Here is a 16,673-nt window from a genome sequence, read left to right on the forward strand (position 1 = left end):
CCATGCGGACCCTCCTCATCGACAACCACGACTCGTACACCTACAACCTCTTCCAGCTGCTGGCCGAAGTGAACGGGCAGGAGCCCGTCGTCATCGCCAACGACGCGGCCGCCGTCGCCGACCTGGACCTCGACGGCTTCGACAACATCGTGATCTCGCCCGGGCCCGGCCACCCGGCCCGCTCCCGCGACTTCGGCGTCTCCCGGGACGTCCTGGTCAAGGCGAGCGTCCCGGTGCTCGGCGTCTGCCTCGGGCACCAGGGGCTCGCCGTGTGGGCGGGCGGCGAGGTCGTGCCCGCCCCCGTGCCGGTGCACGGCGAGGTCGCCCGGGTGCGGCACGACGGGGACGAGCTCTTCGCGGGGATCCCCGAGGAGTTCGGCGCCGTGCGCTACCACTCCCTGTGCGTGGCGCAGCCGCTGCCCTCCGATCTCCAGGCCACCGCCTGGTCCGAGGACGGCGTCGTCATGGCGCTGCGCCACCGGCTGATGCCGCGCTGGGGCGTGCAGTTCCACCCGGAGTCCATCGAGACCGAGTACGGCCGCCGGATGCTGGCCAACTTCCGGGACCTGACGCTGGCCGACCGCGCCGAGCGCACGGGCGGCCGCCCCGCCGCCCCCGCACCCGCCGAGGCCGCCCGCACCGGGGCCGCGCCGGTGCCGCGGGTCCGGCCCGCCGCCGGGGACCGTACGCACTACTCGCTGCACGTCGCCGAGCTGGACGCCGCGGTGGACACCGAGAGCGCGTTCGCCTCGCTCTTCGCCGGATCCCGGCACGCCTTCTGGCTCGACAGCGCCCGCGTGGAGCCCGGCCTGTCCCGGTTCTCCTTCCTGGGCGACGCCCGCGGCCCGCTCGCCGAGACCGTCCGCTACCGGGTCGACGAGGGCGTCGTCGAGGTCGGCTCCGCCACACCGGCCAGGCACCGGGAGTCCGTCTTCGACTACCTCCAGCGGGAACTCGCCCGCCGGGTGATCGACGCCCCGCCGCTGCCCTTCGACTTCACCGGAGGCTACGTCGGCTACTTCGGCTACGAACTGAAGGGCGACTGCGGATCCCCGAACCGGTACTCGGCCCCGACCCCGGACGCCGTCTGGATCTTCGCGGACCGGTTCCTCGCCGTCGACCACCAGGAGGGCCGCACCTACCTCCTCGCCCTCAGCACCGACCCGGCCACAGCCGACGGCGCCACCCGCTGGCTCGCCGACACCGCCGCCGTCCTCGGCCGGCAGGAGCCCGCCCCGGCCACGGCCGCCGGGCCCGCCGACTGCCCCGGGACGTCCGTGGAGCCCCGGCTCGCCCGTGACCGCGACGCCTACGTCCAGGACGTCCTGCGCAGCCAGGAGTACCTGACCGCCGGCGAGAGCTACGAGATCTGCCTGACCAACGTCGCCGAGATCCCCGCGACCGACGACGGCTTCACCGCCTACCGCCGGCTGCGCCGGGCCAACCCCGCACCGTACGCCGCCTACCTGCGGCTCGACGGCACCGAGGTGGCCTGCTCCTCCCCGGAACGCTTCCTCAAGATCACCGCCGACCGGGTCGCCGAGGCCAAGCCGATCAAGGGCACGGCCCCGCGCGGCGCCACCCCCGCCGAGGACGACCGCGCCCGCCGCGAGCTGGTCGCCAGCGCCAAGACCCGCGCCGAGAACCTGATGATCGTCGACCTGATGCGCAACGACCTCGGACGCGTCTGCGAGGTCGGCTCGGTCCACGTCCCCGTCCTGATGGCCGCCGAGAGCTACGCCACCGTCCACCAGCTCGTCTCCACCATCCGCGGCACCCTCAAGGACGGCAACGACGCACTCGACTGCGTCCGCGCCTGCTTCCCCGGCGGCTCGATGACCGGCGCGCCCAAGCAACGCACCCTGGAGATCATCGAGTCCCTGGAGGGCCGGGCCCGCGGCATCTACTCCGGCGCCATCGGCTACCTCTCCTGCAACGGAACCACCGACCTCAACATCGTCATCCGGACCATGGTCCTCGCCGACGGGCGCTGGCGGATCGGTGCCGGCGGCGCCATCGTGCTCGGCTCCGACCCCCACGACGAGTACGACGAAATGCTCCTCAAGGCCAACGCCCCCGCCCGCGCGCTGCTGCCGGCCCGCCCGGACACCACCCAGCCCGCCCCCGAACGAACCGGAAGTGACCAGCGATGACCCCGCAGACCCCCGTCGACGTGACCGCGCTCGTCCAGGCCATGACCCTCGACGAGAAGCTCTCGTTCGTCCACGGCTCCGACGACCCCGAGCGCCTCGGCCAGTCCGGCTACATCCCCGGCGTCCCCCGCCTCGGCATCCCGGAACTGCGGATGACCGACGGCCCGGCCGGCGTGCGCATGAAGCGCAAGACCACCACCGCGCTGCCCGCCCCCATCGCGCTGTCCTGCACCTTCGACGACGAACTGGCCGCCCGCTACGGCGAGTACCTCGGCCACGAGGCCCGCGCCAAGCGCCAGGACGTCCTGATCGGCCCGATGATCAACGTGCTGCGCCAGCCCTTCGGCGGACGCAACTTCGAGCTGTACGGCGAGGACCCGCTGCTGGTCACCGCCATCGGCACCGCGGTGATCAACGGCATCCAGTCCCAGGGCGTCATCGCCATGCCGAAGCACTTCGCGGCGAACAACCAGGAAGAGAACCGGATGGCCGTCGACACCCGCGTCGACGAACGCACCCTCCGCGAGATCGAGTTCCCCGCCTTCGAGGCCGCCGTCCAGGCCGGCGCCGGCGCGCTCATGGGCGCCACCAACGGCGTCAACGGCCACCCCAGCTGCCAGAACGAGACCCTGCTGAACACCGTCCTGCGCGAGGAATGGGGCTTCGAGGGCTGGGTGATGTCCGACTGGGACGCCGTCCACGACACCGTCGCCATCGAACGCGGCCTCGACCAGGAGATGCCCGACGGCGCCCACCTCGGCGAGCCGCTGCGCGAGGCCATCGCCGAGGGCCGCATCGACGAAGCCGTCCTGGACCGCGCCGTCGCCCGCATCGTCGGCCAGATGGCCCGCTTCGGCCTCCTCGGCACCGACACCCCCCGCCCCGGGACCGCACGCGACCCCGAGCGCGGCCGGGCCCTGGCCCTGGAAGTGGCCACCGCCGGCTCGGTGCTCCTGCACAACCCCCGGGGCGTCCTGCCGCTGTCCGCCGACAAGCTCACCGAGCCGGGCCGCGCCTCGCACGGCCTCGCCGTCATCGGCCGGTCCGCCACCGTCCCCAAGACCGCCGGCGTCGGCAGCGCCCTCGTCGTCCCGGAGCACGCCGCCACCCCGCTGGAGGTCCTGCGCGACCGCCTCGGCGACGACGCCGTCGAGTTCCGCATCGGCGAGGACCCGGCCGGGCGCCCCATCCCCGAGTCGGCACTCGTCCCCGCCTTCCGCGAGGGCGAGGTCCCGGCCGGCCCCTCCACCGAGCCCGACTACTTCTACGAAGGCGAACTGACCATCGAGACGGAGGGCCGCTACCGCATCGCCGTCACCGCGCTCGGCGGCTACGCGGCCATCGACCTCGAAGGCCACCCCCGCGTCTTCGCCGGCAGCTCGTTCGGCGACACCGCCGGCCTCACCGTCGACCTCCTCCCCGGCACCTACAAGCTGGTCCTCTCCGCCCTGCCCATGCCCAACAACCCCGTCCACCTCACCCTCGGCTGGGTCACCCCGCAGCAGGCCCAGGCCGACATCGACGAGGCCGTCGAGGCCGCACGCGGCGCACGGGCCGCGATCGTCTTCGCCTACGACGAGCTCGCCGAGCTCATCGACCGCCCCGCGCTCGCCCTGCCCGGCCTCCAGGACACCCTGATCTCCGCCGTCGCCAAGGCCAACCCCAACACCGTGGTCGTCCTCAACACCGGCTCCTCCCCGACGATGCCCTGGCTGGACGACGTCGCCGGCGTCCTGGACGTCTGGTACCCCGGTGAGATGGGCGCCGAGGCCACCGACGCCCTCCTGTTCGGCGACGCCAACCCCAGCGGCAAGCTCACCCAGAGCTTCCCCGTGGACGCCGACCACACCTCGGTCGCCGGAGACCCCCTGCGCTACCCCGGCGTCGACGGCCGCGTCGAGTACCAGGAAGGCATCTTCGTCGGCTACCGCTGGCACGACGAGCACGGCGTCGCCCCCCTGTTCCCCTTCGGCCACGGCCTCAGCTACACCACCTTCGGCTACGAGGACCTCCGCCTCACCGCCCGGGGCCGCGAACTGAAGGTCTCCTGCACCCTGCGCAACACCGGCGAGCGGGCCGGCCGCGAAACCGTCCAGGTCTACCTCGGCAGCAGCCCCGACGTCACCGCCCCCCAGGCCCCCAAGGCCCTCGCCGGCTACGCCTGCGCCCACCTGGAGCCCGGAGCGTCCACCGTCGTGGAGATCGTCCTCGACGCCCGCCGCTTCGAGTACTGGAACACCGGCACCGGCGCCTGGACCGTCGCCGCCGGCCCGCGCACCGTCTCCGTGGGCCGCTCCTCCGCGGACCTCCCCCTCACCGCCACCGTCCACGTCGACCCGGCCGGAACGGTGAGCCCGTGACCCCGGCCCCCCTGCGGATCCACACCCCGGTCTGCGTCATCGGCGCCGGCCCCGCCGGCCTGCTGCTGGCACGGCTCCTCGAACTGAACGGCATCGACTGCGTCGTCCTCGAACGCCGCGGCCGCGACCACGTGGAACGCCGCGTCCGGGCCGGCCTCCTGGAAGAGGGCACCGTCGAAGCCCTGCGCCGGGCCGGCGTCGCCGGACGCCTCGACCGGGAGGGCCTGGTCCACGAAGGCTTCGAGCTGCGCCTCGAAGGGGACACCTACCGCCTGCCCTTCACCAAGCTCACCGGCCGGTCCGTGTGGATGTACGGACAGCAGGAGGTCGTCAAGGACCTCATCGCCGCCCGCACCGCCGCCGGCGGAGCGCTGCACTTCGGCGTCGACGACGTCCGGGTCGACCGGCTCGCCGGCGACGGCGCGACCGTCACCTGCACCCTCGACGGCCGCCCCGCCGAGATCACCTGCGACTTCGTCGCGGGCTGCGACGGCTTCCACGGCGTCAGCCGCACCGCCGTGCCCGCCGCCTCCCTCACCACCAGCACCCACACCTACCCCTACGCCTGGCTGGGCATCCTCGCGGCCGCCCCGCCGATGTCCCCCGAACTCGTCTACGCCACGGGCGAGCGCGGCTTCGCCCTCCAGAGCATGCGGTCGACCACCGTCAGCCGCCTCTACCTCCAGGTCCCGCCCGGCGAGAGCGCCGGCACCCGCTCCGACGAGGAGATCTGGGCCGAACTCGACCAGCGCCTCACCGGCGGCAGCGGAGCCCTGCCCACCGGCCCCGTACTGGAACGCACCCTCGTCCCGCTGCGCAGCTTCCTCTGCGAACCCATGCAGCACGGGCGGCTCTTCCTCCTCGGCGACGCGGCACACATCGTCCCGCCCAGCGCCGCGAAGGGACTGAACCTGGCCGTCGCCGACGCCGAACTCCTCGCCGGAGCCCTCGCCGTCTGGTACGGCACCGGGCGGCGGGGCGCCCTCGACGCGTACTCGGCCACCGCCCTGCGCCGGGCCTGGCTCGGCCAGGAGTTCTCACGGTGGATGACCGACCTGCTGCACACCGGCCCGGGCGGCACACCCTTCGACCGGGGCCTGCGCCGGGCGCGCTTCGACCACCTGACCGGCTCCACTGCCGCGGCGACCGACTTCGCCGAGCAGTACGTGGGGCAGTCGCGACGCTGACGGCCGCCCCGCCCGGTCCGCCGCCGGGGGCAGCCTCTTCGACCTGATCAACGGGAGTTTCGGTACGTCATGACAAACGAAGAAAAGATGCTCGACCACCTCCGGTGGATGACGGCCGAACTCCACCAGACCCGGGAGCGGCTGCGGTCCGCCGAGGAGCCCGAACCGATCGCGATCGTGTCGATGAGCTGCCGCTACCCCGGCGGCGTCAGCTCCCCCGAGGAGCTGTGGCAGCTCGTCGCGGAGGGCCGCGACGCCGTGGCCGGCTTCCCGGCCGACCGCGGCTGGGACCTCGACGCCGTCTACCACCCCGACCCCGACCACCAGGGCACCAGCTACGTCCGCGACGGCGGCTTCCTGGCGGGCGCCGCCGAGTTCGACGCCGGCTTCTTCGGGATCTCCCCGCGCGAGGCCCTCGCCATGGACCCCCAGCAGCGGCTCCTCCTGGAAACCGCCTGGGAGGCCTTCGAACGCGCCGGCCTCGACCCCACCTCGCTGCGCGGCAGCCGCACCGGCGTCTTCGCGGGCGTCATGCACCACGACTACGCCGCCGGCCCCCGCGACCTCCCCGAAGGCGTCGAGGTGTACCTCGGCAGCGGCAACGCCGGCAGCGTCGCCTCCGGCCGCGTCTCCTACGTCCTCGGCCTGGAGGGCCCCGCCGTCACCATCGACACGGCCTGCTCCTCCTCCCTCGTCGCGCTCCACCTGGCCGCCCAGGCCCTGCGCCAGGGCGAATGCACGATGGCCCTGGCCGGCGGGGTCACCGTCATGGCCGACCCCGGCCTGTTCGTCGACTTCAGCCAGCAGCGCGGCCTGGCCCCCGACGGCCGCTGCAAGCCCTTCGCCGCGGCCGCCGACGGCACCGGCTGGGGCGAGGGCGCGGGCCTCCTCCTGCTGGAGCGGCTCTCCGACGCCCGCCGCCACGGCCACCCCGTCCTCGCCGTCATCCGCGGCTCCGCCGTCAACCAGGACGGCGCCAGCAGCGGCCTCACCGTACCCAACGGCCCCTCCCAGCAGCGCGTCATCCGCCAGGCCCTGGAACAGGCCCGACTCACCGCGCGGGACGTCGACGCCGTGGAAGCCCACGGCACCGGCACCACCCTCGGCGACCCCATCGAAGCCCAGGCCCTGCTCGCCACCTACGGCCAGGACCGCACCCCCGACGACCGGCCGCTGCTGCTGGGCTCCGTCAAGTCCAACCTCGGCCACACCCAGGCCGCCGCGGGCGTCGCCGGCGTCATCAAGATGGTCGAGGCGATGCGCCACGGCGTCCTCCCCAAGACCCTCCACGTCGACGAGCCCACCCCGCACGTCGACTGGAGCGCCGGAGCGGTCTCCCTGCTCACCGAGAACACCGACTGGCCGCGGACCGGAGCGCCCCGCCGCGCCGCGGTGTCCTCCTTCGGCATCAGCGGCACCAACGCCCACCTGATCCTCGAACAGCCCGAGCCGCACACCCCCGACGCGGAGCCGGAGGCCGCCCCGGCCCCGCTCCCCCCGGTCGTGGCCTGGCCCCTCTCGGCCCGCAGCCCCGAAGCGCTGCGCGCCCAGGCCCGCCGCCTCCTGGACCACACCACCGCCGGCCCCGCCGACGGCGTCCCCCCGGCCCACACCGGCCACACCCTCGCCACCGCCCGCGCCGCCCTCGGCCACCGCGCCGTGGTCCTCGGCACCACCGCCGACGAGCTCCGCGAGGGCCTGCGGGCCCTGTCCGACGGCGCGCCCGCCGGGAACCTGGTCCACGGCACCGCCCGCCCCGACCCCCGCACGGCGTTCCTGTTCACCGGCCAGGGCGCACAACGGCCCGGCATGGGACGGGAGCTGCACGCCGCGTACCCCGTCTTCGCCGAGGCATTCGACCAGGCCTGCGCCCACCTCGACCGCTACTTCGACACCCCCGTACGGGACGTCGTCTTCGACGGCTCCCCGCTCCTCGACCGCACCGAGTACACCCAGGCCGGCCTCTTCGCCCTCGAAGTGGCCCTCTTCCGCCTCGCCGAGAGCCACGGTCTGCGCCCCGACTTCCTCCTCGGCCACTCGGTGGGCGAACTGGTCGCCGCACACGTGTCGGGCATGCTCCCGCTCGCCGACGCGGCCGCGCTCGTCGCCGCCCGCGGCCGCCTCATGCAGTCGCTGCCCGAGGGCGGCGCCATGGCCGCCGTGGAAGCGGCCGAGGAAGAGGTCCGCGCGCTCCTCACCCCCGGCGTCGACATCGCCGCCGTCAACGGACCGCGGTCCGTGGTCATCTCCGGCACCGAAACCGGCGTACTGGACGCCGCCGCGCACCTCGCCGCCGCCGGCCACCGCACCAAGCGGCTCAAGGTCAGCCACGCCTTCCACTCCCTGCTGATGGAGCCGATGCTCGACCGGTTCCGCGCGGTCGTCGCCCGGCTCGCCTTCCGCCCGCCCGCCATCCCCGTCGTCTCCAACGTGACCGGCCGCATCGCCACCGCCGAAGAGCTCGGCTCGCCCGAGTACTGGGTGCGCCACGTCCGCCAGACGGTGCGCTTCCACGACGGCGTCCGCACCCTCGCGGACCACGGCGTCACCACCTTCGTGGAACTCGGCCCCGACGGAGTCCTCACCGCCCTGGGGCAGAACTGCCTCGACGAGGGCGCGGACATCCGCTGGAGCACCGCCCTGCGCCGCGACCAGCCGGAACCGGCCGCCTTCACCAGGGCCGTCGCCGAGGCCCACACCCAGGGCGTCACCGTGGACTGGGACTCCGTGTACCCCGGCGCCCGGCGGGTCGACCTGCCCACGTACGCCTTCCAGCGCGAGCACTACTGGCTCCCGGGCACCGCCGGGGCCGGCGACGTCACCTCGGCGGGCCTGGACCCGGCCGGCCACCCCCTGCTCGGCGCGATGGTGACGGTCGCCGCCTCCGACGACCTCCTGTTCACCGGCCGCCTGTCGCTGTCCGCGCAGCCCTGGCTGGCCGACCACGCGGTGGCCGGCACGGTCCTGCTGCCCGGCACCGCCTTCGTGGAGCTCGCGGTCCGGGCCGGCGACCAGGTCGGCTGCGGGCTGCTGGAGGAACTGACGCTGGAAGCCCCGCTGGTGCTGCCCGAGCGGGGCGGCGTCCAGGTCCAGCTCGCCGTGGGCCCCGCCGACCCGGACGGCCGGCGCACGGTCACCGCGTACGCACGCCACGAGGACGGCGCCTGGACCCGGCACGCCGAGGGCGTGCTCGCCCCGGCCGCCCCCACCGCCACCGACCCCGGCCCCGGCGGGACCTGGCCCCCCGCCGGAGCCGAGGCCGTCGACCTGGACCCCTTCTACACACGCCTGGCCGACTCCGGATTCGCCTACGGGCCCGCGTTCCAGGGTCTGCGCGCGGCCTGGCGGCTCGGCGACGAGGTGTACGCCGAGGTCGGCCTCGACCGCGACCAGCAGGAGGAGGCGAGCCGCTTCGGCCTCCACCCGGCCCTCCTCGACGCCGCCCTCCAGGCGGCCGGCGTGGGCAGCCTGCTCCCCGAAAGCGGTGAGGCCCGACTGCCGTTCGCCTGGCGCGAGGTCGCCCTGCACGCCACCGGGGCGCGCACCCTGCGCGTCCGGCTGACCCCGGCCGGCGAGGACGCGGTCGCACTGACCGCCACCGACGAAGCCGGCCTCCCGGTGGCCACCGTCGCCTCCCTCACCCTGCGGCCGATGACCCCGGGCGGGCTGACCCGGACCGCCGACACCCTGTTCGCGCTGGACTGGGTGGCGGCCCCGGCGGGCGGGCCACTGCCCGCGGGCACGGTGTACGAGGTGGACACCTCCGACGGCGTCCGCCCCGCCCTGGGCCGGGTCCTGGAGGCGCTCCGGGGATCCCTCGCGGACGCGGGGGAGGACCGCCTGGTGTTCGTGACCCGCCGCGCCGTCGGTGACGACGTGCGCGACCCGGCGGGCGCGGCCGTGTGGGGCCTGGTGCGCTCGGCGCAGTCGGAACACCCCGGCCGCTTCCACCTCCTGGACCTGGAGGACGAGCACGACGACCCGACCCCCCACCTCACCTCCCCGGAACCGCAGCTCGCGGTGCGCGGCGGAGCGGTACGGGTCCCCCGCCTGATCCGCACCCCTGCCCCGGCTGCCTCCGAGGGCCTGTCCTTCACCGAGGGCGGCACGGTCCTGATCACCGGCGGCACGGGCGTCCTGGGCCGCGCGGTGGCCCGCCACCTGGTCACCCGGCACGGCGTGCGCCACCTCCTCCTGGCCTCCCGCTCCGGCGGAGCCGAGGACCTCCTCGCCGAACTGTCGGAGCTGGGCGCCTCGGTCACCGTCGCCGCCTGCGACGCCGCCGACCGCGAGGCCCTCGCCGCGCTCCTGGCCGCGGTCCCCGCCGCGCACCCGCTGACGGCCGTCATCCACACCGCCGGAGTGGTGGACGACGGCGTGATCGAGTCCCTCACTCCGGAACGCCTCGACGCGGTCCTGCGCCCCAAGGCCGACGCCGCCCGCAACCTCCACGAACTCACCGCCGGCCTCGGCCTGTCGGCGTTCGTCCTCTTCTCCTCCGCCGCCGGCCTGCTCGGCGCCCCCGGCCAGGGCAACTACGCCGCCGCCAACGCCTACCTCGACGCCCTCGCCCAGCACCGGCGCTCCCTCGGCCTGCCCGGCATCTCCCTCGCCTGGGGCCTGTGGGCCGAACGCAGCGGCATGACCGGCGCCCTCGACGCCGGCGACGTCGACCGCATCAACCGCGGCGGCATGGCCGCCCTCGCCACCGAAGAGGCCCTCGCCCTCCTCGACACCGCCCCCGCCCACGACCGGGCCGTCCTCTTCCCCATGCGCCTCGACCCCAAGGCGCTCCCCACCGGCCCGTCCCTGTCGCCCGTCCTGCGCGGACTCGCCGGAGCGGGCCGGACCCGCCCGACCGCCGGCGCGGCGCCCCGTACCGGGGGCTCCGCCCTCGGACAGCGGCTGGCCGGCCTCCCCGAAGCCCAGCAGACCCGGACCCTCCACGACCTGGTGGCCACCGAGGTGACCGCCGTACTCGGCCACCGCGCACTGGGCGCCCCGGAGCCGACGCAGGTGTTCAAGGACCTCGGCTTCGACTCCCTGTCCGCCGTGGAACTGCGCAACCGGCTCAGCGCCGTCACCGGCCTGCGGCTGCCCGCGACCCTCATCTTCGACCAGCCGACCCCGGCCTCCCTCGTCGGCTACCTGAAGGCGCGCCTCGTCGACACCGGCGACGCGAAGGCGTCTGCCACGGCTGCCGCCCCGCTGCCCGCCGACGAGCCGATCGCCATCGTCGGCATGAGCTGCCGCTTCCCCGGCGGCGTCCGCTCCCCCGAGGACCTGTGGCGGCTGGTGCTCTCCGGCGGTGACGCCATCGCGGACTTCCCCGCCGACCGCGGCTGGGACATCGACTCCCTCTACCACCCCGACCCCGCGCACGCCGGCACCTCGTACGTCCGCGAGGGCGGATTCCTCGACGGGGCCGCCGACTTCGACCCCGTGTTCTTCGGGATCTCCCCGCGCGAGGCCCTCGCCATGGACCCCCAGCAGCGGCTGCTGCTGGAGACGGCGTGGGAGACCTTCGAACACGCCGGGATCTCCCCGGCCTCCGTACGCGGCAGCCGCACCGGAGTCTTCACCGGCGTCATGTACCACGACTACGTCAACCTCCTCCACGACCAGGAGGGCCTGGAGGGATACGCGGGCAACGGCAGCGCCGGCAGCATCGCCTCCGGCCGCATCGCCTACACCCTCGGCCTCGAAGGCCCCGCGGTCACCGTGGACACGGCCTGCTCCTCCTCCCTGGTGTCCGTACACCTCGCCGGCCAGGCCCTGCGGCAGGGCGAGTGCACCATGGCCCTGGCCGGCGGCGTGACCGTCATGTCCAGCCCGAACACCTTCGTGGAGTTCAGCCGCCAGCGCGGACTGGCCGCCGACGGCCGCTGCAAGCCCTTCGCCGCGGGCGCCGACGGCACCTCGTGGTCCGAGGGCGTCGGCATGGTCCTGCTGGAACGCCTCTCCGACGCGCGCCGCAACGGGCACCAGGTGCTCGCCGTCGTGCAGGGCTCGGCGGTGAACCAGGACGGCGCGTCCAACGGCATGACCGCCCCCAACGGCCCCTCGCAGCAGCGCGTCATCGAACAAGCCCTCTCCAAGGCCAGGTTGACGGCACGCCAGGTCGACGTGGTGGAAGCGCACGGTACGGGCACCACCCTCGGCGACCCCATCGAGGCCCAGGCCCTCCTCGCCACCTACGGCCAGGACCGCGAGGAGGACCGGCCGCTGCTGCTGGGCTCCGTCAAGTCGAACCTGGGCCACACCCAGGCCGCGGCGGGCATGGCCGGCGTCATCAAGATGGTCATGGCGATGCGCCACGGCGTGGTGCCGATGACCCTGCACGTGGACGAGCCGACCCCGCACGTCGACTGGTCGGCGGGCGCCGTGCGCCTGCTGACGGAGCCGGTGCCGTGGCCCGAGACGGGCGAACCGCGCCGGGCGGCCGTGTCCTCGTTCGGCATCAGCGGCACCAACGCCCACACCATCCTCCAGGAGGCCCCGCAGGAGCCCGCCGACCCCGGCACCACCCCCACCTCGGGACCGTCCGTGTGGGTGCTGTCGGGGCGGGACGCCGAGACGGTGCGGGCCCAGGCGGGCCGGCTGCTGGAGCGGGTGTCCGCCGATCCGGAGCTGGACCCGGCCGACGTGGCCTTCTCACTGGCGACCACACGCGCCGCGCTGGGTACCCGGGCGGCCGTGGTGGCGGCCGGCCGCACGGACCTGATGGCCGGCCTGGAGGCCCTGGCCGAGGGCCGCCCGGCATCCGGCGCCGTCGAGGGCGCGGTCTCGGGCGGCAAGTCGGCCTTCCTGTTCTCGGGTCAGGGTGCGCAGCGTCCGGGCATGGGCCGTGAGCTGTACGAGGCCCAGCCGGTGTTCGCGGCGGCCTTCGACGAGGTGTGCGCCCACTTCGACCTCCCCCTCAAGGACCTCGTCTTCGGCGGCGGCGAGGAGATCCACCGCACCGAGAACACCCAGCCGGCCCTCTTCGCGGTCGAGGTGGCGCTGTACCGGCTGGCGGAGTCCCTGGGCCTGCGCCCGGACTTCGTGGCCGGTCACTCGATCGGCGAGATCGCCGCCGCACACGTCGCCGGGGTGCTGTCCCTGGCGGACGCGGCCCGGCTGGTGACGGCCCGCGGTGCGCTGATGGGAGCCCTGCCGGAGGGCGGGGCGATGGTCTCCGTCCGGGCGGCCGAGGCCGACATCCGCCCGCTCCTCTCCGCCGATGTGGACATCGCGGCCGTCAACGGCCCCTCGTCGGTGGTCATTTCGGGCGCCGAGGCGGCCGTCCTGGAGGTGGCCGCGCAGCTCGCCGCGCAGGGCCACAAGACCAAGCGGCTGACGGTCTCGCACGCGTTCCACTCGCCGCTGATGGAGCCGATGCTGGAGGCGTTCCGCGAGGTCGCCGAAACCCTGGAACACGCGACCCCCTCCATCCCGGTCGTCTCGAACGTCACCGGTGAGCAGATCACCGAGTTCACGGCCGACTACTGGGTCGAGCACGTCCGGGGCGCGGTCCGCTTCGCCGACGGCGTCCGGTACCTCGCCGAGGAGCGGGGCGTGGGCCACTTCCTGGAGCTGGGTCCGCAGGGCGTCCTGGCCGCGATGGCGGGGGAGAGCCTTCCCGAGGCCTTCTCCGGGCTGCTGACCCCGGTGCTCCGCAAGGACCGCCCCGAGCCGGAGGCCTTCCTCGGCGCCCTCGCCGAGGCCTGGACCCGCGGCCTCCCCGTCGACTGGGCACCCCTGCTCCCCGGGCGCCGCGTCGGCCTGCCCACGTACGCCTTCCACCGGCAGCGCTACTGGCCCGGCACCGACCACGCCCCGACGGGTGCGGCGGAGCCGGCGTCGCCGCTGGCCAAGCGCCTGGAGGCGGCCGACGACCCCGGACGCGTCCTGCTCGGCCTGGTCCGAGACACCATCGCCACCGTCCTCGGACACGCCGCGCAGGAGACGGCCGACCCCGAGCGGGCCTTCCGCGACTTCGGCTTCGACTCGATGACCGCCGTCGAGTTCCGTACCCGGCTCGCCACCGCGACCGGGATCGCGCTGCCCGCGACCCTCGTCTACGACTACCCGACCCCGGCCGCCCTCGTCACGTACCTGCGCACCGAACTCCTCGGCGGCACCGGCACCGGCCCGGCCCGCGTACGCCGCGCGGTCGGCAGCGACGAGCCCATCGCCATCGTCGGCATGAGCTGCCGCTTCCCCGGAGACGTCGGCTCGCCCGAGGACCTGTGGCGCCTCGTCGCGTCCGGGACCGACGCGATCTCGCCCTTCCCGGACGACCGCGGCTGGAACACCGGGGCGCTCTACGACCCCGACCCCGACCACCAGGGGACGACGTACACCCGGCACGGCGGCTTCCTGCGGCACGCCGCCGACTTCGACGCCGGCTTCTTCGGGATCTCCCCGCGCGAGGCCCTCGCCATGGACCCCCAGCAGCGCCTGCTGCTGGAGGTGGCGTGGGAGGCGTTCGAACGCGCCGGGCTGACCCCGGGCGCGGCCCGCGGCAGCGGGACCGGCGTCTTCGTGGGCACCAACGGCCAGGACTACACGGCCCTGGTCTCGCAGTCCTCCGAAAGCCTGGAGGGCTACCTCGGCACCGGCGGCGCCGGCAGCGTCGCCTCCGGCCGCATCGCCTACGCCCTGGGCCTCGAAGGACCCGCCCTGACCGTCGACACGGCCTGCTCGTCCTCCCTCGTCGCCCTGCACCTGGCCACGGAGGCCCTGCGGCGCGGCGAATGCGAACTGGCCCTGGCCGGCGGCGTGACCATCATGTCGACCCCCCAGTCGTTCATCGACTTCAGCCGCCAGCGCGGCCTGTCGCCCGACGGCCGCTGCAAGCCGTTCGCGGCCGCCGCCGACGGCACCGGCTGGTCCGAGGGCGTCGGCATGCTCCTCGTCGAGCGGCTCTCCGACGCACGCCGCAACGGCCACCAGGTCCTCGCGGTGATCCGCGGATCGGCCGTCAACCAGGACGGTGCCTCCAACGGGCTCACCGCCCCCAACGGGCCCTCCCAGCAGCGCGTCATCCGCCAGGCCCTCGCCAACGCCGGCCTGACGGCCCGGCAGGTCGACGCCGTGGAGGCGCACGGCACCGGCACGCCGCTCGGCGACCCGATCGAAGCGCAGGCGCTGCTGGCCACCTACGGCCACGACCGCCCCGCGGACCGGCCGCTGCACCTGGGCTCCCTGAAGTCCAACATCGGCCACACCCAGGCGGCTGCGGGCGTCGGCGGCGTCATCAAGATGGTGATGGCGATGCGCCACGGCGTCCTGCCCCGCACCCTCCACGTCGACGAGCCCACCCCGCACGTCGACTGGACGGCCGGCACGGTCGCCCTGCTCACCGAGAGCACGGCCTGGCCGGAGACCGGGCAGCCGCGCCGCGCGGCCGTGTCCTCCTTCGGCATGAGCGGCACCAACGCCCACCTCGTGCTCGAACAGAGCCCGCCCGACACCCCGGACGAGCGCGCGCAGACCCCCGGGACCCCCGTGCCCTGGCTGCTGTCCGCCGCCTCGGCACAGGCCCTGCGCGGACAGGCCCGCCGCCTGCGCGACCACGTCGCGGACCGGCCGGACCTCGACCCGGGCGCGGTCGGCCGCGGCCTGGCCACGGCACGCACCCTCTTCCCGCACCGCGCCGTCGTCATCGGAGCCGACCGCGCCGAGTACCTGAACGCCCTCGACGCCGTGGCACGCGGCGAAGCCGACACCGACCTGCTCCGCGCACCGGCCCCGTCCGCGTTCCTGTTCTCGGGCCAGGGCGCGCAGCGTCCGGGGATGGGCCGTGAGCTGTACGGGGCCCAGCCGGTGTTCGCGGCCGCGTTCGACGAGGTGTGCGCCCACTTCGACCTCCCGCTGAAGGAGATCGTCTTCGGCGACGGGGAGGAGGTCCACCGCACGGAGTTCACCCAGCCCGCCCTGTTCGCCATCGAGGTGGCGCTGTACCGGCTGGCGGAGTCCTACGGCATCCGCCCGGACTTCGTGGCGGGTCACTCGATCGGCGAGATCGCCGCCGCGCACGTGGCGGGGGTCCTGTCCCTGGCGGACGCGGCCCGTCTGGTGGCGGCGCGCGGCGCGCTGATGGGTGCGCTGCCGGAGGGCGGGGCGATGGTCTCCGTCCGGGCCGGCGAGGCCGAGGTCCGTCCGCTGCTGTCGGCCGATGTCGACATCGCGGCCGTCAACGGACCTTCCACAGTGGTGATTTCGGGTGCGGAAGCGGCCGTCCTGGAGGTGGCCGGGCAGCTCGCCGCACGAGGCCACAAGACCAAGCGCCTCACTGTTTCGCACGCGTTCCACTCGCCGCTGATGGAGCCCATGCTGGAGGCGTTCCGCGAGGTCGCGGAATCCCTTACCTACTCCGCGCCCGCGATCCCGGTCGTCTCCACCCTGACCGGCACCCTGGCCACCGCGGAGGAACTGGCCTCGCCCGCCTACTGGGTGCGCCACGTCCGCGAGGCCGTCCGCTTCCACGACGCCATGCGCCACCTGGAGGCCGCCGGGGTGGACACGTACCTCGAACTCGGCCCCGACGCCGTCCTCAGCGCCATGGGACAAGACTGCCTCGACGAACCCGCCGCCCTCCTGCCCCTGCTGCGCCGTGAGCGCTCGGAGCCGCGCACCCTGCTCGGAGCCCTCGGCCGGGCCCACGCACGCGGCGTCACCCTCGATCTGCCCGCGCTCTTCGCGGGCGCACCGGCGGCCCCCGCCGACCTCCCGACGTACGCCTTCCAGCACGAGCGGTACTGGCCGCGCATCGCGGAACAGCCCGCGGTGCCCGGCTGGCTCGTACCGCGAAGCGGTACGGACGCCATCGACGACCTCCTCTACCAGGTCACCTGGCAGCCGGTGGACACGGCGCGGCCCGCTGCCCTGCCGGGCCGTTGGCTGGTGGTGTCGGCGGAGGCGGGTGCCGACGTGGTGGGGCTGTTGTCGGCGTCGGGTGCCGATGTGGTGGAGCTGGTGGCGGGTGG

The 16,673-nt window shown here is 74.7% G+C and carries 4 protein-coding genes; all 4 read left to right on the plus strand.

What is annotated here, in order from left to right; genetic code table 11:
• The first annotated feature begins 2 nt into the window (after positions 1–2).
• Positions 3–2,153 carry an aminodeoxychorismate synthase component I gene (pabB, locus tag ACZ7IF_RS32915; protein WP_470979103.1) on the plus strand — a complete coding sequence of 717 codons (2,151 nt, stop codon included), beginning with the start codon at positions 3–5 and terminating at the stop codon, positions 2,151–2,153.
• Positions 2,150–4,513 (plus strand): glycoside hydrolase family 3 protein, encoded by a 2,364-nt coding sequence (locus ACZ7IF_RS32920; protein WP_470979106.1) that lies wholly within the window; start codon positions 2,150–2,152, stop codon positions 4,511–4,513. Before pabB ends, ACZ7IF_RS32920 begins: the two co-directional genes overlap by 4 nt.
• The gene (locus ACZ7IF_RS32925; RefSeq protein ID WP_470979108.1) at positions 4,510–5,700 is read left to right on the plus strand and encodes a 4-hydroxybenzoate 3-monooxygenase; all 1,191 of its coding nucleotides are present in this window, start codon (positions 4,510–4,512) and stop codon (positions 5,698–5,700) included. The genes ACZ7IF_RS32920 and ACZ7IF_RS32925 overlap by 4 nt, the downstream gene beginning before the upstream one ends.
• Positions 5,701–5,769: 69 nt before the next feature.
• A partial coding sequence (locus ACZ7IF_RS32930) for an SDR family NAD(P)-dependent oxidoreductase (RefSeq protein ID WP_470979111.1) occupies positions 5,770–16,673 on the plus strand: 10,904 nt, incomplete at its 3' end.

The organism is Streptomyces sp. NPDC037421 (assembly GCF_055602105.1).